This window comes from Halorarum salinum, assembly GCF_013402875.1.
Classification (GTDB): Archaea; Halobacteriota; Halobacteria; order Halobacteriales; family Haloferacaceae; genus Halorarum; species Halorarum salinum.
The window spans coordinates 1,514,115-1,539,927 of the sequence record NZ_CP058579.1 but is presented as its reverse complement, the minus strand read 5'-3'; the positions used below and the strand labels follow the sequence as shown (position 1 = coordinate 1,539,927).

The window sequence follows — 25,813 nt, the reverse complement described above, 5'->3', positions numbered from 1 at the left end:
TCCACGAGTCGGAAGCCCCCCGCCGGAGCGCCCGACGTCGGGGGTTTCAGTTCCACCGTGGACGGCGAGCAACCAAGTCGGGGGGGACCCGTCCCGCCGGCATGGAGACGACCCGACACCTCACCGCGACCGTCGACGTCGTCGACGACGGCGCGACCGCCCTCCACGAACACGAGCGCCACGACGTCACCGTCCGCCCGGCGGTCACGTCGACCGGGGCGAACTCCCGCACGAGGCCGGGCTGCGCGAGTCCGGGAGGAACTCGGACTCGAAGCGACGCTGCTGGCGTCCCCCCGGAGGAACCCGGGTCCGGCCGGCCGGGCGCTTCCTCGGCCGTGTCACCGCTCCTGTACGACGTCAACGTGCACGAGGACGGAACCGTCGGGCACCAGCACGTCGATCAGATTTTCTCCGCGACCGCGGCGAGCCGGGAGATCGACCCGGCCGACGGCGAGGGGGGGCGGACTCGTGGAGCCGGTACACGCCCGAGGACCTGCCCGAGGGCGACCCGGACGTCGCCGAACTCGGGATCGAGGCCGTCCGCGCCGCCGAGCGGGCCCCGGCGCGAGAGCGCCCCGTCGACCCACCTCCCTCGGCCCGTGAGGGCAGCTTTTTCCCGAACCGGTCCGCGGGTCGGGGTATGCTCGACCGACTCCTCATGCGCGACGGGCTGAAGTCCCGCATCGAGGACCTGGAGGAGGAGCGCGACTCGCTGCGCGCGCGACTCGACGCGGAGGAGGAGCGCCGCCGCGAGGCCGCCCGCAGGCGGCAGGATGCCGAGGAGCGCGTCAACGAACTCGAACACCGCATCGAGGAGCTGACGGACCGGGTCGACCGGGCGGAGGACGAGGAGGCCGCCGCGGAGTTCCGCGGGACCGAGACGCTCCGGCGCGGACGGCTCGATTCGGTGCTCTCCCGGCTCCGGAGCGTCGAGGCCGGCACGGAGGGCGCCCTCTCGGCGATGGTGACCGACGGGGACGTCCCGGAGGCGGTCCGGGAGCGGCTGGGCGACCGCGCGCCGCTCGTCCGCAGGGCGGCGCCGACGCTCGTCTACCGCGACGACGCCGGCGTCGTCTCCTGCGCGCTCGACCCGCCGCTCCCGCCCGAACCGTTCTGCGAGTGGGACGACCGGTTCCGCGTCGAGGGGTCCTGGTTCCGCCCGACCGGCCGGCTGGCGTTCGGGCTGGTCCGGTCGGACACGTTCGCGCTCGGCACGTACGAGGGCGGCGAGCGCGTCGACTACGCGGGTTTCACGACCGACGTGATGAGCGAGCACGACAAGGGCGGCTACTCGCAGGCGCGCTTCGAGCGTATCCGCGACGAGCAGATCGACGAGCACCTCGACCGCTGTCGGGAGCGGCTGTCCGACGTGGACGCCGACAGGGTGGTCCTGGTCGGCGAGCGCACCGTCCTGACCGAGGTCCGCGAACACGCCGACCGGACCGCCGGCAGCGACGCGACCGGCGACCCCGAGGAGGCGCTGGAGGCCGCGTTCGAGGACTTCTGGACCGCGACGCTGCGGCTGCTCTGAGGGGTCCGGGCGGTGCGGTACGGTCGGAAAACCGGGGACGTCGGCGCGTTCGCCCGCTCGGGATGCGGGAGCCGGCCCCGTCACGTCGACGAACGCGTGCCGCGATCGGAGCCGGCGGACCGCCTGGTCAGGGGCTGTACTCCGGCGACTGGGCCTCGATGGTGTTGGCGACGCGATCGAGCTGTTCGCCGACCGTCCCGACGAGGTCGTCCGCGGTCGCGATCCCGGTCAGTTCGCCGTCGTCGTCGACGATCGGGACCCGCCGGACGTCGTGTTCGTCGATCGTCCGGGAGAGCTCCATCGCCTCCTCGTCCTCGTGGAGGGTCACCGGGTCCTCGCTCATGACCGACCGCACCGGCTCGGTCCCGACCGGTTCGTCCCCGCCGACCGCCAGCGCCACGTCCCGGTCGGTGACGACGCCGATCGGTTCGTCGCCGTCGGCGACGACGACCGCGCCGACGCTCTCGGATTCGAGCCGGTCCACGGCCTCGCTCACCTGTGCGTCCGGTTCGACGGTCGCCACGTCCTCCGGTCCGAGGTGTCCAACGGGCATGGCATCGGAGGGAGGGCACGGAGTCCGGTAACGATTCGGCTTTCATTTCAAAACAGGCGGTCGCCGTTCGGCTCCCGAGCGTCGGGCGGACGGTCGTCATCGGGTTTCCATCCGGTCGCAACTCCGCCCGGTCGCGACCGAACGGTCGGCGGGGGGTCGGCGGGCGCCGGGTCCCGGCGGACGGGGCCTAACAGGAGCAGTAGTACTCGCGGTCGGTGAACTCCGTCCCCAGAAGCTGTGCGGTCGGCTCGGGGTCGGACGGACGGTACACGCCCGTCGTCAGGTCCCCCGAGTCCTCGAAGGTGCCCGAGACGAGACTCGCCCAGTCCGCAGCGGAGAGCACGTCCCAGAACGCCTCGTCGGTCGCGCACAGTTCCAGGTAGTCCCGGAGGTACACCCACCGCGCCTCGCCCACCTCGTCGACCTCGTACTCGGCGTCGGTGACGGCCGCGTAGGCGGCCATCGGGAGGTTCGCGCCCGCCCGAACCGGCATGGAGATCCACTTCCACGGCCGCGTGTTGACGTCGAGCAGGACGTGCTCCTCGCGGTCGGCGTCGTAGACGAACTCCGACTCGCTGATGCCGTGGTAGCCGGTCTCCTCGAGCACCGAGAGCGCGCGTTCGGCGATCGCCGGCCGGTCGACGGTCTCCACGAGACAGGAGGTGCCGAACTGCCGGGGGAACCGGACCGCGGCGTTGCCGACGACCGCGACGGCGTCGTCCACGCCGGACGGCGGGACGTAGGAGGCCAGCGAGGTGTCGGCGCCGACCTCCACGTTCACCTTCTCCTGGATCAGGACCGTCGCGTCCGCCGCCTCCGCGGCGGCGACCGTCTCGTCGAACGCCTCGCGCGAGTCGACCTCGATCACGTTCGTGCCGAACGCCTCCTCGAACTTCCGCTTGTGTGCGGGTTTGATCACGAGCGGGAAGCCCAGCGCCTCGATCACCTCGTCTGCGGGCGTCTCCGAGAGCCGGTACGTCTCGGGGTACGGGACGTCCAGCTCCTCGGCGAGCCGGTAGAGGTCGTCCTTGTCGAGCACGCGTTCGATGCCCTCGAGGTCCGAGAACGGCAGGCGGACGCCGTCGGGCTCGGTTCGCGCGAACCCGCGGACCCAGTCGTCCATGCAGGCGAACGCGACGCACTCCGTCCCGGCCGCCTCGACGATGCGCTCCACGTCCTCGCGGAAGCCGTCCTCGTCGTCGAGCGGGTAGGTCACCTCGCCGGCGTAGTCGATCGCGTCCGAGGGCCACGCGACCCCGGTGTCGGTTCGGTCGAGCGCGACGACGGGCACCCCGTGGGCGTCGAGCGCGCGGGCGACGCTCACGCCGGTCACGTGCGCGTTCGCGACGAGCGCGGGCGGACGGTCGAACGGGGCGTCCTCGAGGGCCGCCACCAGGCCCCCGGTGTCGTGGAAACTGTCGGCCATGGTCGATGTAGCCGGTCGCGCGGCAAAGAGTCCCGGCATTCGGCGGTCCCTGCCGTCGTCCCGGACGGTCGCGCGGTCGGTCAGTGGGGGCTCGTCGGGGGCGGACCCCTACGGCGTCGGGGCGGCCTTCTGGAGCGCCGTCTCGGCGATGTTTCCGCCGTAGTCGGCCGAGCGCGACACCGAGTCGACGATCAGCCCCAGCAACTGCGCCCGCGCGGGCTCCTGGTCGCGCAGGAGTTCGTCGATCCCCCGGGCCCGCTCGTCGATCTCGAGCACCGACGCCCGCGCGTCGTTCGCGAGTTCGGTCGCCTCGGCGTTCTCCTCGGCGAACAGGGCGTCCATCGCGCGATCGACGACGGTCCGGGCCTCCGCCTCGATCTCCTCGATGGCCTCGATGACCTCGGACGGGATCGCCTCCCCGTTCCCCTCCTGGAGCTGGAGCGTGATGTGGGCGATCTTCGTCGCGTGGTCGCCCACCCGCTCTAGCTGGCGGGCGCTGGCGTGGTAGTCGAAGCAGGTCTCGCGGCCGACGCCGAGTTCGTCGGCGGCCTTCGGCGTCCGAAGCGTCGCCCGGAAGATGCGCGAGACGACCATGTGGAGGCGGTCGACGTCGTCGTCGCGCTGGATGACGTCCTTCGCCATGTCCTCGTCGCCGTCGGCGAGGGCGGCCACCGCGTCCTCCAGCATCGAGAGCGCGATGAGCCGCATCCGCGTGACTGCGTTGTGGATCGACAGCTCCGAGGAGTCGAGCAGGTCGCGGACGACGACGCGGTCGCGCGTCTCCTCTAACACCTCGAGGCCGACGAGGCTCTGGGTGGAGTCGCGGATGGTCCGCCGCTGGTCGTTCGAGATGCGGGTCGACTCGAGCGCGATGACGTCGAACCCCGAGACGTACATGGTCATCACCGCGCGCGTGAGTTCCTCGCCCGACAGGTCGCCGATGTCGAGCGTCCCCTCGGTCCGCTCCTCGTCGGTCCGGGGCGTGAGAAACAGCGAGTCGTCCTCCGGGTAGAACTCCACGGTGCTCCCGGCGCTGACGCCGTTCTCGGTCGCCCAGTCCTTCGGGATGGAGACGGTGTAGGTGGACCCGCCAGTCACCTGCACCTTCCGCGTTTCGACCATGTTCTCCATAGTCGGCGGTCCCGGCATAACTTTATCGGAATTCTATATATTTCCGGGTCGGCGGACGAGCCATCGTCGGGGACCGCGCGTACGTGTCGCTTCGTCCGGACGTACCTCACCGGTCGAGAGCGGTAGGTTCGAGCGCAAGTGGACGACGCTGACCTCGAGTGGCGGATACCGAATCGAACCGGCGGGCACGGCGTCCGTGTCACTTGTTCCCTCCCCTTCGATATATAGATGACATAGTAGGATATTTATGTTCAAGTCGGCTCCATTCGGTTGATGGCCGACAACCAAGGACTCAGCGGCCTCTCGCGGCGGAAGTTCCTCGCCGTGACCGGGGCGGCTGGCGTCGCAGGCATCGCGGGTTGTACTAGCGAGGAGAACCCAGGCGGGTCCGACGGCTCCGGCGGTTCGAACGGAGGGTCGGGCGGTCAGAACCTGTCGGGCGAGATCTCGATCGCCGGCTCCTCGACGGTCTTCCCCATCGCGAGCGCGGTCGCCGAGGAGTTCCAGAAGGAGCATTCCGACGTGAACGTCTCGGTACAGTCGACCGGCTCGGGCGGCGGCTTCGCGAACTTCTTCTGCGACGGCAAGACGGACTTCAACAACGCGTCGCGTCCCATCAAGGAGGAGGAGAAGCAGCAGTGCGAGGGGAACGACGTGTCCTGGCAGGAAATCAACGTGGCTACCGACGCGCTGACGGTCGTCGTCAACAACGAAGCTGATTTCGTGGACTCGATGACGGTCGACGAACTCGCTCGGATCTGGGGCCCGGATGCCGGCAACGATCAGACGTGGAGCGACGTCCGGAGCGAGTGGCCCGACGAGACCATCGAACGGTTCGGCGCCGCCGAGACCTCGGGAACGTTCGACTACTTCACCGAGACCATCGTCGGCGAGAGCGGCGCGCACACCCAGGACTACCAGGCCACCGAGGACGACAACACCATCGTCCAGGGCGTGGCGGGAAGCGAGTTCGCGATCGGCTACTTCGGCTTCGCGTACTACCAGGGCAACAAGGAGAAGGTGAAAGGGGTCGCCATCGACGACGGCGACGGGCCCGTCGAGCCGACGCTTGAGAACGCGAAGGCCGGGAAGTACACGCCGCTCTCCCGCCCGTTGTTCACCTACGCGTCCCAGGAGTCGATGCAAGAGGAGCACAAGGCCGAGTTCGCGCGGTACTTCGTCGAGCAGAGCGCGAACCAGGAGCTCATCTCCGACCAGATCGGCTACGTCCCCAATACCCAGGAGGACATGCAGAAGGAACTCGACGAGCTCAACTCCTTCATCGACAACGCGTGAACGTCCGAATCGATGGTAGCCGTACGGGCAAGACGGGAATCCACGCCGTTTTTCCCCCCTCCACCCACAACACCGCACGATGAACCGCCTCACGGGACAGATTGGTCCGAAACAGACTAATGAGCGTTGATTCGCCGGACCTGGTCGGAAACGGCACGCGCTCGTTCCGCGAGCGTGCGTACCAACTCCTTTTCCTGCTGTGTGCGACCGTCTCCGTCCTGACGACGGTCGGGATCCTCTTCGCGCTCGTCATCGATGCCGTCGGGTTCTTCACCGACTACTCGGTGTTTCGATTCCTCGCCGGCACGAACTGGAGTCCCGCCATTCAGCCGGTCACGTTCGGGGTCCTCCCGCTCGTGTTCGGCACGCTCGTCGTGACGATCACGGCGGCGGCCGTCGCGTTACCCATCGGCGTCCTCACCGCGATCTATCTCAGCGAGTACGCGAGCCCCCGGGTCCGGAGCTACCTGAAGCCCGCCCTCGAGATCCTCGCGGGCGTGCCGACGATCGTGTACGGCATCCTCGCGCTCGTCTACCTCACGCCGTTCCTCAGGGCGACGCTGTTCCCGTCCATCTCGACGTTCAACGTCCTCTCGGCGTCGCTGATGGTCGGCATCATGATCATCCCGATGGTCGCCTCGATCAGCGAGGACGCGATGAACGCGGTGCCGGACTCGCTCCGGCAGGCCGGCTACGGGCTCGGAGCGACGAAGTTCGAGGTGTCGACCGGCATCGTCGTCCCCGCGGCGATTTCGGGCATCGTCTCGTCGTTCATCCTCGCGCTCTCGCGGGCCATCGGCGAGACGATGATCGTCGTGGTCGCCAGCGGATCGAACGCCAGGCTCCCGTCGGTGCGCTACGACCAGCTTCTCGGGCTCTCGATCCCGTACATCCACCCCGCTGACGTGTTTCTGAAGCCGGCCCAGCCGATGACCTCGGCGATGGTCCAGCTCGCGAACTCCGACATCACCGGCGGTTCACTCGCGTACGACGGACTGTTCGCCATCGGCATCACCCTGTTCGTCATCACGCTCGCCATGAACGTCGTCAGCGAACTGATCGTCCGGCGCTACCGGGAGGAGTACCGATGACGGCGGCCGAATCGACGGCGTCAGCGACGACCGACTTCGGCTCCGTCAGCCGGGTGAAGAGCGTCGCCTTCGAGTACGTGACGCTCGCCGCCTCGCTCGTCGGGATCGTGACGCTCGCGGTACTGCTCGGTTACGTTTCGGGCGACGCGTTCGGGATCGGAGCGGCCGAGCCGACGTGGTTCCTCGTCTTCCTCCTCACGGTCGCCGGTCCGGCGGTCGGGTTCCTCTGGTACGCCGTCCGGACGCCCGGCGTCTCGGACGTCGTCGAGGGCGTCGTCGTCCGCCTGATCGGCGGTACGGAGTTCGCGCTCGCGCTCGTCGTCCTGTTCGTCGTCACCGACATCCAACTGTGGATGCTGCTGTACACGTTCGGGATCGTGCCGGCCGTCGCGGTGCTCATCTACGGCAGCGCGAACGACGACGACCGCCTCTCCTTCCCGGTTCCGCTGGCCGTCCTCGTTGTCGGACTGGCGGTCGGCTACGTCCTCAAGGGCCCCATCAACACCTACCCGACGGACGTCATCATCTACCTCTGGACGGTCGGCGTTCCCGTTGCGGCCTACTACGGCTACCGCTGGCGTGACCGCACGGGAACGAGAGCCGGTGCGCTCGTTGGGATCGGGACGCTCGTCGCGGCTGCCACGGCCGGATTCGGCCTGGCGTCCGTCTCCGGAGTCGGCCCTTCGGTCGGCGTCATCCTCGTACTCGTACCCGGGACGCTCATCGCCTCCTACGCCGCCGAGACGGCGATCGACCGCCCACTCGCACGACGGGGACTTCTGTTCCCCGTAGTCGTGCTCGTTGGGTTACTCCTGGGCCAACTTCTCGTCACGACGCTCGGGATCGTCGGACCGGAGCCGTGGCTCGACGGGCAGTTCCTCACGAGCGCGCCCTCGCGGTTCGCCGAGGAGGCCGGGCTGTATCCGGCCATCATCGGCTCTGTGTTCGTCATCTCGCTCGTGGCGGTGCTCTCGTTCGTCTTCGGCGTCGGCTGTGCGGTGTACCTCGAGGAGTACGCCCCGCAGTCGGGGTACGGCGGGCTAGCGACGAGCGTCGTGCAGGTGAACATCTCGAACCTGGCAGGCGTCCCGTCGGTCGTGTACGGCCTGCTGGGACTGGGCATCTTCGTGAACCTCGTCGGGTTCGGATTCGGCATCGTGCTCGTCGCGGCCATGACGCTGTCTCTGCTCATCCTCCCCATCGTCATCATCTCCTCGCAGGAGGCGATACGGTCCGTCCCGGACTCCCAGCGACAGGCCGCCTACGGCATGGGCGCGACGCGGTGGCAGACGGTGCGCTCGGTCGTCCTCCCGGAGGCGCTCCCGGGCATCATGACCGGTTCCATCCTCGCGCTCGGGCGGGCCATCGGGGAGACGGCGCCGCTCATCATCATCGGGGTGGCGCAGACGCTGTTCTCGCCGCCGACGGAACTGTTCGGACGGGCGACGGCGATGCCGATGCAGATCTACGGCTGGGCGTTCCGCCCGCAGGAGGCGTTCCGGGAGGGCGTGGTCGCGGCCGGCGTGGTGACCCTGATGGTCGTCCTGCTGTCGATCAACTCGGTCGCCATCTACGTGCGGAACAACTACCAGAGAGGCTCCTGAGAACCATGAACGACGACACGACGACCGTGGACGTGGAACCGGACGACCGACTGATCGAGACGGACCCGGCCGAGGCCGGACTCTCCCGGGACGGGGCGGCGTCCGGCACGGCGCCGACGGTCATCGAGAGCCGACACCTGAACGTCTGGTACGACGACACGCAGGCGATCCGCGACGTCTCGATGGAGATCCCCGAGCGGCAGGTGACGGCGATGATCGGTCCGTCGGGCTGCGGGAAGTCGACGTTCCTGCGGTGTATCAACCGGATGAACGACCTCATCGACGCCGCCCGCGTCGAGGGGGAACTGCTGTTCAACGGGAAGGACGTGTACGACGACGACGTCGACCCGGTGGCGCTGCGGCGGCGCATCGGGATGGTGTTCCAGCAACCCAACCCGTTCCCCAAGAGCATCTACGACAACGTCGCCTACGGCCTGCGGGTTCAGGGCCGGACGGACGACCTGGACGAACAGGTCGAACGGGCGCTGCGGCGCTCGGCGCTCTGGGACGAGGTGAAGGACCAGCTCGACGAGTCCGGGCTGGATCTCTCGGGCGGCCAGCAACAGCGGCTCTGTATCGCCCGCGCCATCGCGGCCGACCCGGAGGTCATCCTGATGGACGAGCCGGCGTCTGCGCTGGACCCGGTGGCGACCTCGAAGATCGAGGACCTCATCGCGGACCTCGCCGAGGAGTACACGGTCGTCATCGTGACCCACAACATGCAGCAGGCGGCGCGCATCTCGGACAAGACCGCCGTGTTCCTCACGGGCGGGGAACTCGTCGAGTTCGACGACACGAACGAGATCTTCGAGAACCCCGAGTCCGACCGCGTCGAGGACTACATCACCGGCAAGTTCGGATGACCGGGCGGACGCCGTCGTCGGATCCGGGCGGGAGGGGCCCGTCGATTCCGATCCCGTTCTCACCCCGATCCTCCGGTCACGTTTCCCGATCCGCCTCCTCCAGTACCGCTTCCTGATCTGGTCTCCCCCAGTCGCTCCTGACCAGGTCTCCCCCGGTCCCGCTTCCGGTCTCTCCTCCAGTTCCACGATCCGGTCACGCTCGTTTTCCCGTCCGCGTCCCGTTCCGCTCGCGCGTCGACCGACGAAACCAGCGGCCAGTCGGCGACGTCCCGAGCCCGGTCGGACCTCGAATCGCCCGCCCGTGACCTCCGGAGCCCCCGTGTGAGTCCCGTACCCGAAGGGGGTGACCGAGGGCAACGCTTACACGCCGCCCGACGACAGTTCGGGTATGCCCCGGAAACAGTACCAGGAACGCCTCGCGGAGCTTCGAGAGGACGTGCTCTACATGAGCGAACTCGTCGCCGAGCGCCTGCGGATGGGGATGGACGCGCTCGAACAGAAGGACGAGGAGCTCGCCAACCGCGTCATCGAGGAGGACGCCGAGGTGAACCGGCTCTACCTCGAACTCGAACAGGACTGCGTCGACCTCCTGGCGCTCCAGCAGCCGGTGGCGGGCGACCTGCGCTTCATCGCGGCGTCGTTCAAGATCATCACCGACCTCGAGCGCATCGGCGACCTCGCGACGAACCTCGGGGGGTACACGCTGGAGGCCCAGCGCGACGTGTTCCCGGACGTGGACGTCCAGCGCATCGGCGAGGCGACTCTCGACATGCTGGAGGACGCGATGAACGCCTACGCCGACGAGGACACCGCCGCCTGTTACGAGGTGGCGGAGGCCGACGACGACGTCGACGCGATGTGCGAGGAGGCCAGTTCCGCGGTCGTCCGCGACCTCATCCAGCGCGAGGGCGTCGACTCGGAGGAGGACGTCGAGGACATCATGGCGGACGTCTCCCGCCTGCTCCTCACCATCCGGGACCTGGAGCGGGTCGGCGACCACGCGGTCAACATCGCCGCCCGTACCCTCTACATGCTCGAGAACGACGACGAACTCATCTACTAGAACGGACCTCTTTTGCGGGGGTCCTCCTCACGCGGGCGGCTACGCCGCCCGCGTTCGTCGAACCCCGCAAAACCGTTCGTGCTGTGGGATTCCGCTGGAATCCCACTGCTGACGGGAGATCGAAGATTTCCCGTAATGCTGCCAGAACCCGTCGGTTTCTGGCCGCAAGACGAGCTCCGCTCGTCAGTGCCAAAAGGCCGCGAGCCCCGATCCTCCGGTCACGGTCGGCGTGGCTCCGCCACGCCTCCCTCGCTCGCGGTACCGCCGCTGGCGTCGTCCGCCCCCGGCGATGGCGGGTCCCCTTCGTACGCGGTCGGTCGCGTCGGACCTCCCGCGGACCCCGCTCCCGCGGGTTCGACGTTCCCACCACGGCTTCGGAGCGGCGACGACGCTGCCACCGCCGTTCCCGAGGGCGATCGCGCAAGCGCGCCCGATGGCGAACGCGTCCGGTCGGGCGCGGCCGGGAAGCGTGCGTTCCGCCGGGAGACCGCCGAACGGCCGGGTTCGCGCCCGACGACCTCGCTTCTAGAGTCCGACCAGAACCGTCTTCCGAAAAATCGGCGAACGTTAGTGCGTGACAAGACAACAGAGGTCGCTCGTCGCGCTCTGTCTGGTCGTGGTGCTGGCGGTCGGCGCCGCCGGTCCGGCCCTGGCACACGAGGAGCAAACCGTGGAGGGCTACGATCTGACCTTCGGCGCGGCGGACGAACCGGTCATCACCGACGAACGGACGCGGCTGACGCTCGAAATACTGGACAACGAGACCGACGAACCGGTCGACGGACAGGCGGGGACGCTGCAGGTGTCCGTCCAGGGCGCGGGCGGGGAGAAGACGCCGCTGAACGTGAGCGAGCGTCACGGCGAACCGGGCGTGTACGAGGCGGCGGTCGTCTTCACCGAACCCGGGCAGTACGTCGTCCACGTGGAAGGCAGTCTCGACGGGACCGAGATCCACACCCACTTCGAGAAGGAGGTCCACGACCGGGCCGACCTCGAGTACCCCGGTGACGCCGACGAGACCGACGACGACGGGACCGAGTCGGCACCGGACGGCGACGACGGGACCGAGTCGGCCGCGGGCAGCGAAGGCGAGTCGGGAACCGACGGGAACGAGAACGACGTCCGGGGCGACGGTCCCGACGACGGGACCGACCGGGCGGGCTTGCTCGCCGGCGCCGACGTCGGAGTCGCGGCCGCCGTGATCGCCGCCGTGCTGGTCGTCGGTGCGCTCCGCCTACGACGCTGAGGGCGCCACACCGTGGAGTGCTCGCCGCGCCGACGTCGCTTTTCGGCCGATCCGACGGGGTCCCACGGCGGGGTCCCACGGCGACGGGCGCGTCCGCTCGGCGCGGCCGTCACTCGGCGGGGAGCGTTTCCACGTCGGGGCCGCTCCGGTACACGGCGTACAGGATCGCCGCGGCGATGAGAAAGTCCAGGCTGTGGGAGGCGAGATGGTGGACCGTCATCGGGACGAACCCGAGCATCGTTCCGAGTCCGATCCCCGTGCGAACCACGAGCGCGGCGAGCGCCACCGCGACGAGCAGGTACCGGGAGGTCCGTCGCTGCCGGTACGCGACCACGCTGACGAGAAAGAGCATCGTCGTGCCGAGCCCCGCCAGGAGGATCGTCGCGGTGAGCAACGGCGAGTACCCCGGATCTATCCAGTCGGCCCCGAGCTGTAGCGTCCGCGTTGACGGCCCCATCGGCGTGGTACCGAGTACTCGCATATCCGTGTTAAATCGTAAGCGTTCGCGGGGAGCTTCCGGCGCTCAAGAGCCGTCACCGCCGGCGAACAACTGGTCGACGAACCTGAGGAACCGGTCCACGAGCTGATCGGACGCGGAGGGGATCACCCCGGTCAACAGCTGCACCGTTCGTTGCGGGTGCGCCACCGTCAGCACGACGCCGTTCCCGCCGTCGTACTCCTTGTCCACCAGTCCCTGTTCGACGAGGTGCTCGAGGTGCCACTCGAGCGTGCTCCGGGCGATGTCGAGGCTCCCGACCACGTCCCGCGGCGTCGACGGCCCGCGTTCGAGGAGGTGGAGCAGGATCTCCCGCGCCGTTTCGCGGCGGAAGAGCGCGAGCGCGCCCCGTTCCCACGCGTCGTACTCGGGGGGGTAGTAGTGAGTGCGGCCGTAGAGGTACGTCTCGGCGACCTGTCCGTTCGACAGGAGCTTCCGGAGGTGGTACTGCACCTGTCCCGACGCGACGTCGAGGTTCCGGACGAGCTCGCTGAAATGCACCCCGGGGTGGGCCTCGATGTGCTCGAGGATCGCCCGCCGCGTCGGGGTGAACCCGCCAGCTGACGCGAGTATCACGTTCACCGCGACCAGCACCGTCGGGTCGATGCCGCCGAACGCTGCTCCCGTCGCGAATCCGGTTTCGCCATCTTATGTCCGCCTAACGACGCGTTCGGCCATGTGCCTACTCACGGATTGCCGTCGAATTACGGTGCGGATTCCGTCGAGATACGGTCCCGATACTTACCAAGCGGGGTCACGGGCTCAGACGGAGAACTGCCGTTTCACGCCGGACTCCTGGAGGTACAGGAGCGATCAGCGTGCGCTCCGTCCGTTCCGATCGCTCGGACCGGCGGAGCGCGATCGGAACCGGCCGGCGAGAGAACGCTCCGGACGGAAACGAAGCCGACTGACCGACCGCAGTCGGCACCAGCGGGCGGCGTTTTGGCATCACCGGGTTTTGCGGGGGGTCGACGAGCGAGCGCGCCCCCGGCAAAAGAGGTTCTACTGGAACCCGATCCGGCCGCCCTGGTCCCTGCGCAGCGAGTCCGTCCCGCCGCCCTTGAACTGCTCCTCGACGCCCTCGTAGTAGCTCAGGATGTCGTCGGTGATCGTCGGACGAACGCTCTCCATCGCCTGGCGGAAGTGTCGCATCCCGACCTCCTCGGCGTCGTCGTCCTCCCGGAGCGCCTCGATGGCGGCCTCGCGGGCGATCGACTCCAGGTCGGAGCCGACGTAGCCGTCGGTGATCTCCGCGAGTTCGCGGAGGCTCACGTCGGGCGCCAGCGGCGTGTCGCCGGTGTGGATCTTGAGGATCTGCTCGCGACCCTCCTCGTCCGGCTGGCCGATCATCACGAGGCGGTCGAACCGACCCGAGCGGATCAGCGCCGGGTCGATCATGTCCGGCCGGTTGCTCGCGCCGATGACCATCACGTCGCCCATCTCCTCCAGCCCGTCGAGCTCGGTGAGCAGCTGGTTGACGACGCGCTCGGAGACGTTGTTGCCCATCTCCTGCCCGCGGCTGGGCGCGAGGCTGTCCAACTCGTCGAAGAAGATGATGGTCGGGGAGACCTGCCGGGCCTTCCGGAACGTCTGCCGGATCGCCTTCTCGGACTCGCCGACCCACTTCGAGAGGAGCTGTGGCCCCCTGACGGAGATGAAGTTCGCGTTCGTCTCGCTGGCGACGGCCTTCGCCATCAGCGTCTTCCCGGTGCCGGGCGGGCCGTACAGCAGGATGCCCTTCGGCGCCTCCACGCCCATCCGGTCGAACTTCTCGGGGTCGGAGAGCGGCCACTCGACGGCCTCCTTCACCTTCTGTTTGGGGTCCTCCAGGCCGCCCACGTCGTCCCAGGTGATCTTCGGGAGTTCGACGAGCACCTCCCGCATCGCCGAGGGCTCGACGTCGGCGAGCGCCCCGTGGAAGTCGCTCCGCTTGACGATCATCCGGTCGATGAGGCTCGGCGGGATGTCCTCCTCGTCGAGGTCGATCTCGGGGAGGTACCGGCGGAGCGCCTTCATCGCGGCCTCCTTCGTCAGGCTCTCGATGTCGGCGCCGACGAAGCCGTGCGTCTCGTCGGCCAGGCGGTCGAGGTTCACGTCGTCCGAGAGCGGCATCCCCCGGGTGTGGATCTGCAGCACCTCCTTGCGGCCGGACTCGTCCGGCACGCCGATCTCGATCTCGCGATCGAAGCGGCCGGGTCGGCGGAGCGCGGGGTCGACCGAGTCGACGCGGTTCGTCGCCGCGATGACGATGACCTGTCCCCGCGTCTCCAGCCCGTCCATCATCGTCAGCAACTGGGCGACGACGCGGCGCTCGACCTCGCCGGTGACGTCCTCGCGTTTGGGCGCGATGGAGTCCAGTTCGTCGATGAAGATGATCGACGGTGAGTCGTCCTTCGCGTCCTCGAAGATCTCCCGGAGCTGCTGTTCGGACTCGCCGTAGTACTTCGAGATGATCTCGGGGCCCGCGATGGAGAAGAACGAGGCGCTCGTCTCGTTGGCGACCGCCTTGGCGAGCAGCGTCTTCCCGGTGCCGGGCGGGCCGTGAAGCAGGACGCCCTGGGGCGGCTCGATGCCGAGTTTCTGGAAGATCTGCGGGTGCTTCATCGGGAGTTCGACCATCTCCCGCACGCGCTGGATCTCGCCCTGGAGGCCGCCGATGTCCTCGTAGGTGATGCCGCCCCCCGTCTTCTCGAACCCGGAGATGGGCTCCTCGCGGAGTTCGACCTCGGTGTCCTCGGTGATGAGGACGACGCCCTCCGGCTCGGTGTCGACCGCGATGAGCGGGATGGCCTGGCCGGGCGAGCGCATGAACGGGTGGTTCGTGCTCGACATCACGGGGACGATGTCGCGCTCGACGACCGGCCGCTTGAGGATCTGTCGTTTCACCATGCCCGCCGCGTCCGAGCCGAACTGGACCGACGCCTCCTCGGGGGGAGCGAGCGTCAGGCTCTCGGCCTTCGTCGCCTCGGCCTTGCGGATGGTGACCCGCTCGCCGATGCCGACGTCGGCGTTCTGGCGGGTGAACCCGTCGATGCGGACGGTGTCGGTGTTCCAGTCCTGCCGGTCGGCGCGCCACACTTTCGCGGCGGTCGTCTCCGCGCCCTCGATCTCGATGATGTCACCGGGGGAGAGCTTCAGGTGGAGCAGGGTGTCGGGGTCGAGACGCGCGATGCCGCGCCCCGAGTCGTTCGGGTAGGCTTTCGCAACTTCGAGTTGGACTTCGTTCATGTGTTGGGGGACGGGGTGTTCGTGTGGGGGTTGTCCGCCACGTTCGCGGTTAAGTGCTTTGCTACCGCCACTCGCCGTCCGTTCGCGACGGGGCGTGCCACGATATGACACGGTATGGGGCGGGGGCCCAAAACAGCATCGGGTCACCGGATGACGTGCGGCAGACGCCGACTCCGAACCGTGGGGAAACACGTCCGTGACGGTACCGCCTTTACCCCGGGCCCCCTCGGTGGGGGTATGCGAACGCTCGCCTTCGACGGCCGGATGGGTGCCGCCGGGGACATGTTGCTCGGCGCGCTCGTCGCGGCCGGCGCAGACCCGGCGGTGCTGGACCCGGTCGAGGACGCGCTGCCGGTCACCTACGAGTTCGAGACCGTCGAGAAGTGCGGCATCGCGGCGACCCGCGCACACGTCGTCCACGACGAGGCGCGGGCCGACGGCGGGGAGGACGGGGAGGCACACGGGCACGACGACGCACACGATCACTACCGCGGCCACGACCACTCCCACGGAAACGGTGAACACCACTCGCACGACCATTCGCACGACGACAGCCACGGACGCTCGCACGGCCACGATCACGACCACGGCGCGGAGGGTCACGGCCCGCAGCGCACCTACGCCGAGGTCGTCGAGTTCGTGGAGGGGATGGGCCTCCCGGAACCCGTCGAGTCGGACGCGCTCGCGACCTTCGAGGTCCTGGGCGAGGCCGAGTCCTCGGTCCACGGCAAGCCGCTCGCGGACACGCACTTCCACGAGGTCGGCGCGGACGACGCCATCGCGGACGTGGTCGGCTGCTGTCTCCTGTTCGCGGACCTCGCGCCGGAGCACGTCGTCACGACGCCGCTCGCGACCGGCGACGGCGAGGTCGAGTTCAGCCACGGCGTCTACCCGGTCCCGGTCCCCGCGGTCGTCGAGATCGCCGAGCGGGCCGACTGGTCGCTCCGCGGCGGTCCGGTCGACGCCGAACTGCTCACCCCGACCGGCGCGGCCATCCTCGCACACTTCGCCGACGGGACCGACCGCCTGCCGCCGCTCCGCGTCGCGGAGTCCGGCTACGGCGCCGGTGGCTACGACTTCCCGGACCGACCGAACGTCCTCCGCGCCATCGTCGGCGAGGCCGCCGACGGCGGCGAGATCGAACCCGCCACGGCCTCGACCGGCCGTGCGGGCCTCGTCCGCGACGACGTCGCGGTCCTCGAGACGAACCTCGACGACGCGACGCCGGAGGTGCTCGGCGGTCTCCACGGGGCGCTCCGGGAGGTCGGCGCGCTCGACGTCGCGGTCCTCCCGGCGACGATGAAGAAGTCCCGCCCGGGACACCTCGTGAAGGTCGTCTGCAAGCCCGAGGACGCCGAGGCGGTCGCCCGCAGACTGGCCGAGGAGACCGGCACCCTCGGCGTGCGGGAGGGCGGCGCGAGCCACCGCTGGATCGCCGAGCGCGAGTTCGAGACGGTCGAACTCGAACTCGGGGGAGGCTCCTTCGACGTCGCCGTCAAGGTGGCCTCGGACGTCGACGGCGAGGTGTACGACGTGAGCGCCGAGTACGACGACGCCGCGGCGGCGGCCCGCGAGTCGGGCGTCCCGACCCGCGAGGTGATGCGCCGCGCCGAGGCGGCCGCCCGCGAGCGATGAGCGGCGGGGAGCGTGACGGCGGGAACGGGGATGGAGACGACGGAAGGGCCGGGGACGAAGCCCGGACGGACGACGCCTACGAATGTCCCAACTGCGGCGAGCGGTTCGGCCTCGAGCGGGCGGTCAGGTCGAGGACGACGGGCGGACTCGACCCCGACGCGTGGCAGACGCTGAACTGCCCGGCGTGCGGAAGCCGCGTGAAAACCGTGTTCGTCGGGGACGAGTAGCTAGCCTTCGCCGTCGGGACGGGTCGCTACTCCTCCCGCTGTTCGGCCAGCGCCTCCTCCAGCGTGAGGTCGCCGAGCGCGACCTGCCGCGCGAGCGACTCGCCGATGGTCACCTCGCCGTCCGAGCGCTCGCGCGACTCGTTCTTCACGCGCTGGATCTCGCCGGGCGTGGGAGCGAGGTCGCGCGTCTCGATGCGGTCACCCTCCCGTCCGGCGATGTTGACCGCCGCGAGCACGTCGGCCATCCCCTTCCCCGTCGCGCCCGCGCCGAGCGACGGGGTGGTCCCGGTCTCGTCGACGAGTTCGACGCTCACGTCCTCCAGGTCGTTCACGATGCGCGCGCCCTCGAGTCGGGCGCCGTCGCCGATGCGGACGAGCGCGTCGGGTTCGCCCGCGACCTCCCCGCGGATGGCCTCTACCGCGTCGGCCACCGGGACGTGGTAGGCCGCGACGACCGTCTCGCCCGAGAGCACCGCGATGCCCGGCCGCTCGCCGGGGTCGACGCCGAGGACGAGGCGGTCGTCGCCACCGCGGAGCACGCCGAGGGCGGCGGCCACGCCGCTCCGAACGTCGTCGGCGGTCGTGGTGACGTGTTCGACGTCGTCGTCCTCGTAGGAGACGCCGTCCTCGGCCGCCGAGACGACGACGTCCGCGCGCTCGGGCAGGTCCGCGCCGGGTTCGACGGTGGTGAAGGTAGCCCCGCGGTCGCGGAGCTCTCCGACCGCGGCGTGATAGAGGGCGAAGTCCTCGGTGGCGACGACGATCACTACCCGGTTCTACGTCGCTTCGACGGCTTTACCGTGTCGGCGGTGCGGGACCGCCGGCGCCGCGGTCTCCCCCCGTAGTCCGGGGACTTCTTAAGCGATGACGACCGAGAACGGGCCGTGTCCGACCCGCTCACCACCGGCTCCGACGCCCTCGACACCCTCCTCGGCGGCGGCATCGAGCGCGGCGTCGTCACGCAGCTGTACGGCCCGCCCGCGGCCGGCAAGACGAACGTCGCGCTGACCGCCGCCGCGGAGGCGGCCATCGCCGGCGACGCCGTGCTGTACGTCGACACGGAGGACCTGTCGATGGAGCGGTTCCGGCAGATCGTCGAGGCGCGGACGGACGAGCCGGTCGAGGAGGTCGCCTCGCGGCTCATCGTCACCGAGGCGCTCTCCTTCGAGGAGCAGGGGGAGGCGGTCAGGGACGCCGAGGGGTTCGCCGAGTCGGTCGACCTCGTCGTGCTCGACTCGGCGACGGGCTTCTACCGGCTCGAACGCACCGGCGACCAGGAGGGCGGCGAGTCGCTGCGGACGGTCGCGACCCAGATCACCCACCTCCTCTCGCTCGCCCGCAAGCACGACCTCGCGGTCCTCGTCACCAACCAGGTGTTCACCGACCCGGACGCCGACCGGATCCGCCCGCTCGGGGGGAACACGCTCGAACACTGGACCGGCGTCGTCGTCCGACTCGACCGATACAGGGGTGGGAACCGTCGCGCGACCCTCGAGAAGCACCGCTCACAGCCCGCCGGCGGGACCGCACGGTTCCGGATCGCCGGCGGCGGCATCGAGGACGCCGACGAGCCCTGACCGGCCCGCTCCCCCGAAGAACGGTCGCCAGCGGGCGCGTAGGGACCCGAGACGGGAGTCGAGCGATTCAAGTAGCCGCCGCCGGTCCGTACTGGTATGAAGGATCAGAGCGGCCGTCAGAAGCGAAAGCGCACCGGCGGTCGACGCCGAACGCTCCGCAACAAGAAGCGCCACCAGCTCGGCCGCGAGCCGGCGGAGACGACCGTCGGCGAGCCCCGGTTCCAGACCGTCGCCTCCCGCGGCACGGGCGAGAAGGTCCGCGCGCTCTCGACGAACGTCGCGCAGGTGACCGACGGCGGCGAGACGACCGAGGCGGAGATCGAGGACGTCGTCGAGAACCCCTCGAACGTGAACTACGTTCGCCGGAACATCATCACGAAGGGCGCCGTCATCGAGACGAGCGCCGGACGCGCGCGCGTCACCTCCCGGCCGGGGCAGTCCGGCCAGGTGAACGCCGTCGTCGTGGACGAGTAGTCGCCGCCAGTTTTCCCGTTCGAGTCGACATCGGCGAGTGGCGAAGCGACGTCGCCGCCCGGCGCCGGACCCCGTTCCTCAAACTCACCCCCCGCCGGGCATCGGGTAGAGGCTCGCGGTGAACGCGACGACCTCGTCGGTGTCGTTCCGGGCGCCGTGGACGGCGCCGCGCTCGTGGAGCACGACGCCCGGCGCCGTCACCGGCTCCTCCTCGTCGTCCCGGAGCACCGTGACGGTGCCGCGGACGACGTGGAAGACGTTCGTGCTGTCGGCGTGCTCGTGGGGGTCGAGTTCGGCGTCCGGACCGAGCGCGAACGCCTTCACGAGCACGTCGTCGGTGGCGACCAGTTCGGCCGTCTCGACCGTCCCTTCGGCGGGGTCGAGTTCGGCCAGTGCGTCGGCGAGTCGGTCCATGGCGGGAGGTGTTCCCGCTGGACCAAAAGCGTGGGTGGGTGCCCGTCCGGTTCCCCCCGTCCCGGCGAGCGGGAGCAGCCCCGTCGCGTGCCTCGTCGCGCCCCCGGCGGGGCGCGTCCGTGATCAGGTGCCGTCCGTCGGTCGGTGGTCGGTCGATTCGACGCGGTCGGTCGACGTCGTGGGTCCGAGGGGGCGACTACGGCGGGCCGTTCCCGTTACCGTTCCCACGGTCGTCGCCGTCGTCGTCTTCGTCGTCTTCGTCGTCGTCATCGTCGTCCTCACCGTCGTCATCGTCGTCCTCACCGTCGTCATCGTCGTCCTCACCGTCGTCATCGTCCCCGTCGTCGTGGGGCGGCCCGACGTCGTCCGGCTTCCCGCGGTCGCGGTCCTCGTCGTCATCGTCGTCGGGTGGGCCGGCGTGGTCCGGTCGGCCCGCGTCGGCGGGTGCCCCGGCCTCCTCGGGCGACTTGTCGCCGGATGCGACGTCCCGGAGCGCCTCGCCGAGCGTCGTGTTCTCGTCGAGGTCACCCGCGAGGTAGGCGTTGATGACCGCGTGGACGTTCAGTGCACGCTCGGCGGCCTGATCGGGCATCTCACTCGGCGGGCCGCGCGTCTCGTTTTCGGCCTCGTCGTCCCCCTCGTCGGCGTACTCGAAGCCGCCCTCGACGAGCGTCAGCGAGTCGTTCTCGAGTTCGTACGCGAACTCGCCGGTGACGTTCTCGCCCGTCGCCGTCACCTCGAAGGCCGACTCGTCGGTCTCGAAGGTCACCGACCCGTTCGCGTCGGTGGTGCCGACCGAGTCGTTGTCGACGGCCACGTCGAGCCCCTCGACGCCGGAGCCGTTCGCGGTCACGACGAACGTCACCGTGCCGTTATCGTAGCCGGCGTCGGCCTCGTACGAGTCGACGTCGGCCGTCGCCGTGCTCGTGGTCGTCCCCCCTGTGCTTGCCGCGGCGGCCCCCGCGCCGGCGCTCACCAGGAGCGCGGCGACGGCGACCGTGAGTAGTCGTCGAACGTTCATCGCGTCCACCCCGACTCCCCCACACCCCATAAAAGGGGGAAACGGCGAACGCGGATTCCCGGGTATGAAGCGTTCCGAAGCCGGATTAACTCCGATTAAGCGACCGGCTACCGGTACCTTCCCGTCGCCCCCGGGCTTAGGTGACTCGCGGCCCAACCGGGGTGCATGGTCGCATCCGACCCCGCGGACGAGGACGCCGGCCTCCCGGCCGGGTGGACGCCCGTCGAGGACCTCGAGTCGACGCCCGGGAAGTACGACGCCCGCGCCGTCTCGCTGTTCGAGCGCGAGGGGGCCGACGTGGCCGTCCAGGCGTTCCCGTCGGAGCCGAACGCCCCGCACAGCGACACCGACCGCTGGCGCGTCGCCGTCGTTCACGGCCGCTTCGACGACCCGGACCGCACGGATCCGGTCGCCGACGTTGACGGGCGGGACGCCGCGCTCGACGTCGCGCGGTCGTTCATGGAGGCGTACGAGGCGGCCGAGGGCGCGGACAGGGTCGAACGGGCGATCGAGGCGGTCTCCTCGTAGCTATCCGGCGAGTTCCTCGGCGACGACGTCGGCCTCGAGGAGCTCCGGGTCGACCGCGAGGTCGGCCTGGGCGGCCGCGAACTCGGGCAGCGACTCGCGCGCGTAGACGACCACCCGGACGTCCGGGTTCAGTTCCTTCGCGACGGCGATGCTCGTCGCCTCCCCGACGTCGGTGAGGACGAACAGCGCGGCGCCGTCGACGTCGGCTCCCCGGAGGGCGTCGCCGGTGACGACCCCGTCGAGTCGGGTGACCTCGAGGTCCTGGGCTTCGAGGGCGTCCCCGAGGTCGTCCTCGTCGGGACCGGCGACGATGGCGGTCTTCGTTGTCATGGGTCCGTGGAGCGTTCGCGCGGTGAAAAGCCGTGTTATTCGCGATTCGGACCGGCCCTCGTCGTGCTTCGGAATCGGTTCGCCGGCGGCGTCGGGAACGTCACGGAAGCCCCCGCGGCTGTCGGCTCCGGGGCCTCGCTTCGCTCGCCTCCCTACGGTGCTTACTTCGTCCGGGCTCAGCGAGCGCCCGGGGGCTTTCGAGGCGATCGGGTTACGTTCGGAGGCGACCATCGACTCGAAAACGGCGTGAAACGAAGCCCGCGAACTACTCTACTCGTACTCGATCGTCGCGGGCGGCTTGTGGGTCACGTCGTACACGACGCGCGCCACGTTCTCGTTCTCCCCGGTGATCCGCGACTGGATGCGCTGGAGCGTCTCCCAGGGGAGTTCCTGGGCTCGGGCGGTCATCCCGTCGCGCGACTCGACCGACCGAACCGTCACCACCCAGCCGTGGACGCGGTTGTCGCCCTTCACGCCCGTCGCCTTGCCGAGCACGGCGGCGAACGCCTGCCAGGGGTCGTGCTCCTCGGTCTCCTCCTCGACGACGTGACACGCCTCGCGGGCGACCGCGACCTTCTCGCGGGTCACCTCGCCGACGACGCGGACGGCCAGGCCGGGGCCCGGGAACGGCATGCGCTCGGAGACGACCTCCTCCAGGTCGAGCGCGCGGGCGACCTCGCGGACCTCGTCCTTGTACAGGTCGCGGACCGGTTCGACGATGCCCTCGAAGTCCACGACGTCCGGAAGCCCGCCGACGTTGTGGTGGGACTTGATGTTCCCCTCGCTCTCGATGCGGTCGGGGTAGATGGTCCCCTGGACGAGGTAGTCCGCGTCGGCCTCCCTCGCCTCGCGCTCGAACTCGCGGATGAACCCCTCGCCGATGACGTTGCGCTTCTCCTCTGGGTCGGTCACGCCCGCCAGCGCGTCGAGGAAGCGGTCCTGGGCCTCCACGACCCGCAGGGAGTCCATGAACGAGAACGTCTCGCGGATGGCCTCGGTCTCGCCCTTGCGCATCAGCCCGGTGTCGACGTACACCGGGGTGAGCCGGTCGCCGAGCGCGCGGTACGCGAGCGCCGCCGCGACCGAGGAGTCGACCCCGCCCGAGAGCGCGATGACGGCGTTGGCGTCGCCGACCTCGTCGCCGATCTCGGCGGTGGCCTCCTCGACGAAGGCGTCGGCGTCGACCATCAGAGGGTCACCCCCGCGTGTCCGCCCTCGCCCCCCCTCCCGTCGGCTTCCCCGCCGGTCCCGTCACAGCGCCGGGGATCGGTCCGCTCCAGCACCGCGTCGAGCAGGCCGACGAACGGCGGACTGGCGCGGTCCGGGCGCGAGCGGAACTCCGGGTGGAACTGCGTCCCGAGGAAGTACGGGTGGTTCTCGCGCTCCAAGATCTCCATCCGGCGGCCGGCCGTCCCGGAGAAGGTCAGGTCGCCGGCCTCCAGGTCCTCGATGTACTCGGGGTTCACCTCGTAGCGGTGGCGGTGCCGTTCGGTGCAGGAGTCCGCGCCGTACACGCGGGAGGCGAGCGACCCGGGCCGGATGTCCGTCCCGTGGGCGCCGAGACGCATCGTCCCGCCCATGTCGTCCTCGTCCGCCTGTTCGGGCAGGAGGTCGATGACCGGATGGGGCGTCTCGGGGTCGAGTTCCGCGGAGTGGGCGCCCTCCAGACCGAGGACGTTCCGCGCGTGCTCGACGACCGCCATCTGGAAGCCGAGACAGAGTCCGAGGAACGGGACGTCGTGCTCGCGGGCGTACCTGATCGCCTCGATCTTCCCGGCGGTGCCCCGCGAGCCGAAGCCGCCGGGGACGACGACGCCGTCGGCCTCCCGGAGGCGCTCGTCGTGGTGCTCGAGCATCTCGTCGGAGTTCACCCACCGGACGTTCACGTCGACGCCGCGCTCCAGGCCGGCGTGCTTCAGCGCCTCGTGGACCGACATGTAGGCGTCCTCGAGGTCGTACTTGCCGACCAGCGCGATGTCGACCTCGCCCGTCCGCTCGCGCGTGACGAGTTCGCGCCAGGTGTTCTCGCGTTCCCCCGGTGGGAGCGCCTCGGCCGTCAGGTCGAGTCGCTCCATCACGTACTCGTCGAGCCCCTCCTCCTCGACGACGAGCGGGACGTGATAGACGTCCTCGACGTCCGGGTTCGAGAAGACGGCCTCGGTCGGCACGTCGCCGAACAGCGCGATCTTCTCCTTCGTCTCGGGGTCGAGCCTGTCGTCACAGCGCCCGACGACGATGTCGGGCTGGAGACCGATGCTCCGCAGTTCCTTCACGGAGTGCTGGGTCGGCTTCGTCTTCTGCTCGCCGTTCTTCGAGTAGGGAACGAGCGTGACGTGGGTGAACAGGACGTTGTCCTCCGGTTCCTCGTGGGCGAACTGGCGGAGCGCCTCGAGGTACGGCATCCCCTCGATGTCCCCGACGGTGCCGCCGATCTCGACGATGCAGACGTCGGTGCCCTCGGCCGCCTCGCGGATGCGCCGCTTGATGTCGTCGGTGACGTGCGGGATGACCTGGACGGTCTTGCCGAGGTAGTCGCCGGCCCGTTCCTTCTCGATGACGTGCTGGTACGTCTTCCCGGTGGTGACGTTGTGGTCGGAGGTCATGTCGACCCCGAGGAAGCGCTCGTAGTTCCCCAGGTCCAGATCCACCTCGCCCCCGTCCTTCAGCACGTACACCTCCCCGTGCTGGTAGGGGTTCATCGTCCCCGCGTCGACGTTCAGGTACGGGTCGATCTTCACCGCCGTCACGTCGAACCCGGCGTTGGCGAGCAGGCGGCCGGTGGACGCGGCGGTGATGCCCTTTCCGAGCCCCGACATCACGCCCCCCGTGACGAAGATGAATTTCCGACCCAGCGACGGGTCGTACCCCGTTTCCTCTATCGGCATACCGACCGTGCGCCCGGCCCGAGGAAAACCGTTTCGGAGGGCCCCGGGAACGACGGTTCGATGACGTGTTTTCGACGGTCCGCGTCCGATCGATTCGCTTCCGTCCGATCGATTCGCTTCCGTCCGATCAATCCGCTCCGCTCCGAACGCGTACCCCGCCACACGGCCCGCAACGTTATGTCACGCCCGAGTAAACACCTCGACGTATGAAGGTCCTCATCGCGGGCGGAACCGGCTTCATCGGCGGGTTCCTCTGTCGGGAACTCCACGACCGCGGCCACGACGTGACGGCGATGGCCCGCTCTCCCGACGACTCGGCCCTCCCGGACGGCGTGGCGACGGTCGCGGGCGACGTGACCGACTACGACTCGATCGTCGATGCGGTCGCGGGCGCGGACGCGGTCGTGAATCTCGTCGCGCTCTCGCCGCTTTTCACCCCCGACGGCGGCAACGAGATGCACGACCGGATCCACCGGCGGGGAACCGAGAACCTCCTGCGGGCCGCCGGGGAGGCCGACGTCGAGCGCTTCGTTCAGCAGTCCGCGCTCGGCGCCGATCCGAACGGCGACACCCACTACATCCGCGCCAAGGGCCGCGCGGAGGAGGCGGTCCGGGGGAGCGACCTCCCCCACGTCGTCACCCGCCCGTCGGTCGTCTTCGGCGAGGGCGGGGAGTTCGTCTCGTTCACGAAGCGGATGAAGCGCACGTTCGCGCCGGGCATCCCCGTCTTTCCGCTTCCCGGGGGCGGGAGGACACGGTTCCAGCCCATCTGGGTGGAGGACCTCGTCCCGATGCTCGCTGACTGCGTCGAGGGGGAGGAACACCTCGGGGAGACGTACGAACTCGGCGGCCCGGAGGTGCTCACGCTCCGGCAGGTCTCCGAGATGGTGTACGAAGCGGAGGGGAAGTCGATCTCCGTGATGGGCCTCCCGATGCCGCTCGCACGGGTCGGACTGACGGTGCTCGGGGCGCTGGGCTTCCCGCTCGGACCCGACCAGTACCGCTCGCTGAAGTTCGACAACACGGTCGGGACGAACGACGTCGGGGCGTTCGGCGTCGACGAGGCGGACCTGGAGACGTTCGGCGAGTACCTCGGTCTAGCCGACGGTCGGAGGACGGCCCAATCGACCGATGCCACGGCGTAAGCGCCGCCGAACGTTCGAGCACGTCCGGTTAGCAACGCCCATTCCGTCC

25 protein-coding genes and 1 pseudogene are annotated in these 25,813 nt (G+C 69.6%); 14 read left to right on the top strand and 12 right to left on the bottom strand.

What is annotated here, in order from left to right:
* Nucleotides 1–101: 101 nt before the first annotated feature.
* Both HUG12_RS21670 and HUG12_RS07345 read left to right on the top strand, forming a co-directional pair.
* Nucleotides 102–559 (top strand): annotated as a pseudogene (locus tag HUG12_RS21670) (NUDIX domain-containing protein); the annotation flags it as partial.
* 81 nt (nt 560–640) lie between these two features.
* A complete protein-coding gene (locus HUG12_RS07345; protein ID WP_179268135.1) occupies nt 641–1,531 on the top strand; it encodes a Vms1/Ankzf1 family peptidyl-tRNA hydrolase in 891 nt (296 codons plus the stop codon).
* 127 nt (nt 1,532–1,658) lie between these two features.
* Here the strand turns inward: HUG12_RS07345 and HUG12_RS07340 are convergent, their stop codons facing one another.
* From HUG12_RS07340 to HUG12_RS07330, 3 genes are all read right to left on the bottom strand, one after another.
* Complete coding sequence (locus HUG12_RS07340; protein WP_179268134.1) at nt 1,659–2,084, bottom strand: CBS domain-containing protein; 426 nt, start codon at nt 2,082–2,084, stop codon at nt 1,659–1,661.
* Nucleotides 2,085–2,271: 187 nt separating this feature from the next.
* Nucleotides 2,272–3,510: a carboxylate--amine ligase gene (locus HUG12_RS07335; RefSeq protein WP_179268133.1), complete on the bottom strand. Its 1,239-nt coding sequence runs from the start codon at nt 3,508–3,510 to the stop codon at nt 2,272–2,274.
* Between the two features lie 108 nt (nt 3,511–3,618).
* On the bottom strand, nt 3,619–4,632 hold the full coding sequence (locus tag HUG12_RS07330) for a phosphate signaling complex PhoU family protein (protein WP_179268132.1): 1,014 nt from the start codon (nt 4,630–4,632) through the stop codon (nt 3,619–3,621).
* A gap of 282 nt (nt 4,633–4,914) precedes the next feature.
* Between HUG12_RS07330 and HUG12_RS07325 the strand changes: the two genes are divergently transcribed.
* The 6 genes from HUG12_RS07325 (at nt 4,915) to HUG12_RS07300 (ending at nt 11,804) form a co-directional block, all read left to right on the top strand.
* Nucleotides 4,915–5,937 carry a PstS family phosphate ABC transporter substrate-binding protein gene (locus HUG12_RS07325; RefSeq protein WP_179268131.1) on the top strand — a complete coding sequence of 341 codons (1,023 nt, stop codon included), beginning with the start codon at nt 4,915–4,917 and terminating at the stop codon, nt 5,935–5,937.
* Between the two features lie 119 nt (nt 5,938–6,056).
* Nucleotides 6,057–7,028 carry a phosphate ABC transporter permease subunit PstC gene (pstC, locus tag HUG12_RS07320; protein WP_179268130.1) on the top strand — a complete coding sequence of 324 codons (972 nt, stop codon included), beginning with the start codon at nt 6,057–6,059 and terminating at the stop codon, nt 7,026–7,028.
* A complete protein-coding gene (gene pstA, locus HUG12_RS07315) occupies nt 7,025–8,632 on the top strand; it encodes a phosphate ABC transporter permease PstA (protein ID WP_179268129.1) in 1,608 nt (535 codons plus the stop codon). The genes pstC and pstA overlap by 4 nt, the downstream gene beginning before the upstream one ends.
* A gap of 5 nt (nt 8,633–8,637) precedes the next feature.
* A complete protein-coding gene (pstB, locus tag HUG12_RS07310) occupies nt 8,638–9,495 on the top strand; it encodes a phosphate ABC transporter ATP-binding protein PstB (protein ID WP_179268128.1) in 858 nt (285 codons plus the stop codon).
* 388 nt (nt 9,496–9,883) lie between these two features.
* A complete protein-coding gene (gene phoU, locus HUG12_RS07305; protein ID WP_179268127.1) occupies nt 9,884–10,558 on the top strand; it encodes a phosphate signaling complex protein PhoU in 675 nt (224 codons plus the stop codon).
* Nucleotides 10,559–11,132: 574 nt separating this feature from the next.
* Nucleotides 11,133–11,804, top strand: a complete 672-nt coding sequence (locus HUG12_RS07300; protein ID WP_218836419.1) for a FixH family protein — start codon at nt 11,133–11,135, stop codon at nt 11,802–11,804.
* A gap of 109 nt (nt 11,805–11,913) precedes the next feature.
* On the opposite strand, the gene HUG12_RS07295 is transcribed toward HUG12_RS07300, so the two are convergent.
* From HUG12_RS07295 to HUG12_RS07285, 3 genes are all read right to left on the bottom strand, one after another.
* Nucleotides 11,914–12,261, bottom strand: coding sequence for a DUF7471 family protein (locus HUG12_RS07295; RefSeq protein WP_179268126.1), 348 nt, complete (start codon nt 12,259–12,261; stop codon nt 11,914–11,916).
* A 66-nt stretch (nt 12,262–12,327) separates the two neighbouring features.
* Entirely contained in the window at nt 12,328–12,876 is a 549-nt protein-coding gene (locus tag HUG12_RS07290; protein WP_246308156.1) for a winged helix-turn-helix transcriptional regulator, read from the bottom strand.
* A 426-nt stretch (nt 12,877–13,302) separates the two neighbouring features.
* Complete coding sequence (locus tag HUG12_RS07285; protein WP_179268125.1) at nt 13,303–15,528, bottom strand: CDC48 family AAA ATPase; 2,226 nt, start codon at nt 15,526–15,528, stop codon at nt 13,303–13,305.
* Nucleotides 15,529–15,765: 237 nt separating this feature from the next.
* On the opposite strand from HUG12_RS07285, the gene larC reads away from it, so the two are divergent.
* Nucleotides 15,766–17,163: a nickel pincer cofactor biosynthesis protein LarC gene (larC, locus tag HUG12_RS07280; protein ID WP_179268124.1), complete on the top strand. Its 1,398-nt coding sequence runs from the start codon at nt 15,766–15,768 to the stop codon at nt 17,161–17,163.
* The gene (locus HUG12_RS07275; protein WP_179266818.1) at nt 17,160–17,390 is read left to right on the top strand and encodes a hypothetical protein; all 231 of its coding nucleotides are present in this window, start codon (nt 17,160–17,162) and stop codon (nt 17,388–17,390) included. Before larC ends, HUG12_RS07275 begins: the two co-directional genes overlap by 4 nt.
* Nucleotides 17,391–17,416: 26 nt before the next feature.
* Here HUG12_RS07275 and HUG12_RS07270 read toward each other — a convergent pair whose 3' ends face one another.
* Complete coding sequence (locus tag HUG12_RS07270) at nt 17,417–18,157, bottom strand: hypothetical protein (RefSeq protein WP_179268123.1); 741 nt, start codon at nt 18,155–18,157, stop codon at nt 17,417–17,419.
* A 117-nt stretch (nt 18,158–18,274) separates the two neighbouring features.
* On the opposite strand from HUG12_RS07270, the gene radB reads away from it, so the two are divergent.
* Both radB and HUG12_RS07260 read left to right on the top strand, forming a co-directional pair.
* Nucleotides 18,275–18,967 carry a DNA repair and recombination protein RadB gene (radB, locus tag HUG12_RS07265; RefSeq protein WP_179268122.1) on the top strand — a complete coding sequence of 231 codons (693 nt, stop codon included), beginning with the start codon at nt 18,275–18,277 and terminating at the stop codon, nt 18,965–18,967.
* A gap of 96 nt (nt 18,968–19,063) precedes the next feature.
* Nucleotides 19,064–19,441, top strand: coding sequence for a 30S ribosomal protein S8e (locus HUG12_RS07260; RefSeq protein ID WP_179268121.1), 378 nt, complete (start codon nt 19,064–19,066; stop codon nt 19,439–19,441).
* An 84-nt stretch (nt 19,442–19,525) separates the two neighbouring features.
* On the opposite strand, the gene HUG12_RS07255 is transcribed toward HUG12_RS07260, so the two are convergent.
* Entirely contained in the window at nt 19,526–19,855 is a 330-nt protein-coding gene (locus tag HUG12_RS07255; protein ID WP_179268120.1) for a cupin domain-containing protein, read from the bottom strand.
* 196 nt (nt 19,856–20,051) lie between these two features.
* Nucleotides 20,052–20,876, bottom strand: coding sequence for a hypothetical protein (locus tag HUG12_RS07250; protein WP_179268119.1), 825 nt, complete (start codon nt 20,874–20,876; stop codon nt 20,052–20,054).
* Between the two features lie 165 nt (nt 20,877–21,041).
* Here HUG12_RS07250 and HUG12_RS07245 point away from each other — a divergent pair, with 165 nt between their 5' ends.
* Nucleotides 21,042–21,404, top strand: coding sequence for a hypothetical protein (locus HUG12_RS07245; protein WP_179268118.1), 363 nt, complete (start codon nt 21,042–21,044; stop codon nt 21,402–21,404).
* Here HUG12_RS07245 and HUG12_RS07240 read toward each other — a convergent pair whose 3' ends face one another.
* The 3 genes from HUG12_RS07240 to HUG12_RS07230 all read right to left on the bottom strand — a co-directional run bounded on the left by HUG12_RS07240 (nt 21,405) and on the right by HUG12_RS07230 (nt 24,619).
* Nucleotides 21,405–21,734 carry a DUF7126 family protein gene (locus HUG12_RS07240; RefSeq protein ID WP_179268117.1) on the bottom strand — a complete coding sequence of 110 codons (330 nt, stop codon included), beginning with the start codon at nt 21,732–21,734 and terminating at the stop codon, nt 21,405–21,407. It lies immediately after the preceding gene.
* A gap of 270 nt (nt 21,735–22,004) precedes the next feature.
* Nucleotides 22,005–22,922: a glutamine-hydrolyzing GMP synthase gene (gene guaA, locus HUG12_RS07235; protein WP_179268116.1), complete on the bottom strand. Its 918-nt coding sequence runs from the start codon at nt 22,920–22,922 to the stop codon at nt 22,005–22,007.
* On the bottom strand, nt 22,922–24,619 hold the full coding sequence (locus HUG12_RS07230) for a CTP synthase (protein WP_179268115.1): 1,698 nt from the start codon (nt 24,617–24,619) through the stop codon (nt 22,922–22,924). The genes guaA and HUG12_RS07230 overlap by 1 nt, the downstream gene beginning before the upstream one ends.
* A gap of 206 nt (nt 24,620–24,825) precedes the next feature.
* Here HUG12_RS07230 and HUG12_RS07225 point away from each other — a divergent pair, with 206 nt between their 5' ends.
* Entirely contained in the window at nt 24,826–25,764 is a 939-nt protein-coding gene (locus HUG12_RS07225) for a complex I NDUFA9 subunit family protein (protein WP_179268114.1), read from the top strand.
* Nucleotides 25,765–25,813 lie beyond the last annotated feature (49 nt).

What these genes read in the sequence shown, in the direction of transcription:
- HUG12_RS07260 (WP_179268121.1), top strand. Translation starts at nt 19,064, where the DNA reads ATGAAGGATCAGAGCGGCCGTCAGAAGCGAAAGCGCACCGGCGGTCGA.
- HUG12_RS07255 (WP_179268120.1), bottom strand. Translation starts at nt 19,855, where the DNA reads ATGGACCGACTCGCCGACGCACTGGCCGAACTCGACCCCGCCGAAGGG.
- HUG12_RS07275 (WP_179266818.1), top strand. Translation starts at nt 17,160, where the DNA reads ATGAGCGGCGGGGAGCGTGACGGCGGGAACGGGGATGGAGACGACGGA.
- HUG12_RS07345 (WP_179268135.1), top strand. Translation starts at nt 641, where the DNA reads ATGCTCGACCGACTCCTCATGCGCGACGGGCTGAAGTCCCGCATCGAG.
- HUG12_RS07250 (WP_179268119.1), bottom strand. Translation starts at nt 20,876, where the DNA reads ATGAACGTTCGACGACTACTCACGGTCGCCGTCGCCGCGCTCCTGGTG.
- pstA (WP_179268129.1), top strand. Translation starts at nt 7,025, where the DNA reads ATGACGGCGGCCGAATCGACGGCGTCAGCGACGACCGACTTCGGCTCC.
- larC (WP_179268124.1), top strand. Translation starts at nt 15,766, where the DNA reads ATGCGAACGCTCGCCTTCGACGGCCGGATGGGTGCCGCCGGGGACATG.
- HUG12_RS07245 (WP_179268118.1), top strand. Translation starts at nt 21,042, where the DNA reads ATGGTCGCATCCGACCCCGCGGACGAGGACGCCGGCCTCCCGGCCGGG.
- HUG12_RS07285 (WP_179268125.1), bottom strand. Translation starts at nt 15,528, where the DNA reads ATGAACGAAGTCCAACTCGAAGTTGCGAAAGCCTACCCGAACGACTCG.
- HUG12_RS07240 (WP_179268117.1), bottom strand. Translation starts at nt 21,734, where the DNA reads ATGACAACGAAGACCGCCATCGTCGCCGGTCCCGACGAGGACGACCTC.
- guaA (WP_179268116.1), bottom strand. Translation starts at nt 22,922, where the DNA reads ATGGTCGACGCCGACGCCTTCGTCGAGGAGGCCACCGCCGAGATCGGC.
- HUG12_RS07230 (WP_179268115.1), bottom strand. Translation starts at nt 24,619, where the DNA reads ATGCCGATAGAGGAAACGGGGTACGACCCGTCGCTGGGTCGGAAATTC.
- HUG12_RS07340 (WP_179268134.1), bottom strand. Translation starts at nt 2,084, where the DNA reads ATGCCCGTTGGACACCTCGGACCGGAGGACGTGGCGACCGTCGAACCG.
- pstC (WP_179268130.1), top strand. Translation starts at nt 6,057, where the DNA reads ATGAGCGTTGATTCGCCGGACCTGGTCGGAAACGGCACGCGCTCGTTC.
- pstB (WP_179268128.1), top strand. Translation starts at nt 8,638, where the DNA reads ATGAACGACGACACGACGACCGTGGACGTGGAACCGGACGACCGACTG.
- HUG12_RS07225 (WP_179268114.1), top strand. Translation starts at nt 24,826, where the DNA reads ATGAAGGTCCTCATCGCGGGCGGAACCGGCTTCATCGGCGGGTTCCTC.
- HUG12_RS07335 (WP_179268133.1), bottom strand. Translation starts at nt 3,510, where the DNA reads ATGGCCGACAGTTTCCACGACACCGGGGGCCTGGTGGCGGCCCTCGAG.
- phoU (WP_179268127.1), top strand. Translation starts at nt 9,884, where the DNA reads ATGCCCCGGAAACAGTACCAGGAACGCCTCGCGGAGCTTCGAGAGGAC.
- HUG12_RS07330 (WP_179268132.1), bottom strand. Translation starts at nt 4,632, where the DNA reads ATGGTCGAAACGCGGAAGGTGCAGGTGACTGGCGGGTCCACCTACACC.
- HUG12_RS07325 (WP_179268131.1), top strand. Translation starts at nt 4,915, where the DNA reads ATGGCCGACAACCAAGGACTCAGCGGCCTCTCGCGGCGGAAGTTCCTC.
- HUG12_RS07295 (WP_179268126.1), bottom strand. Translation starts at nt 12,261, where the DNA reads ATGGGGCCGTCAACGCGGACGCTACAGCTCGGGGCCGACTGGATAGAT.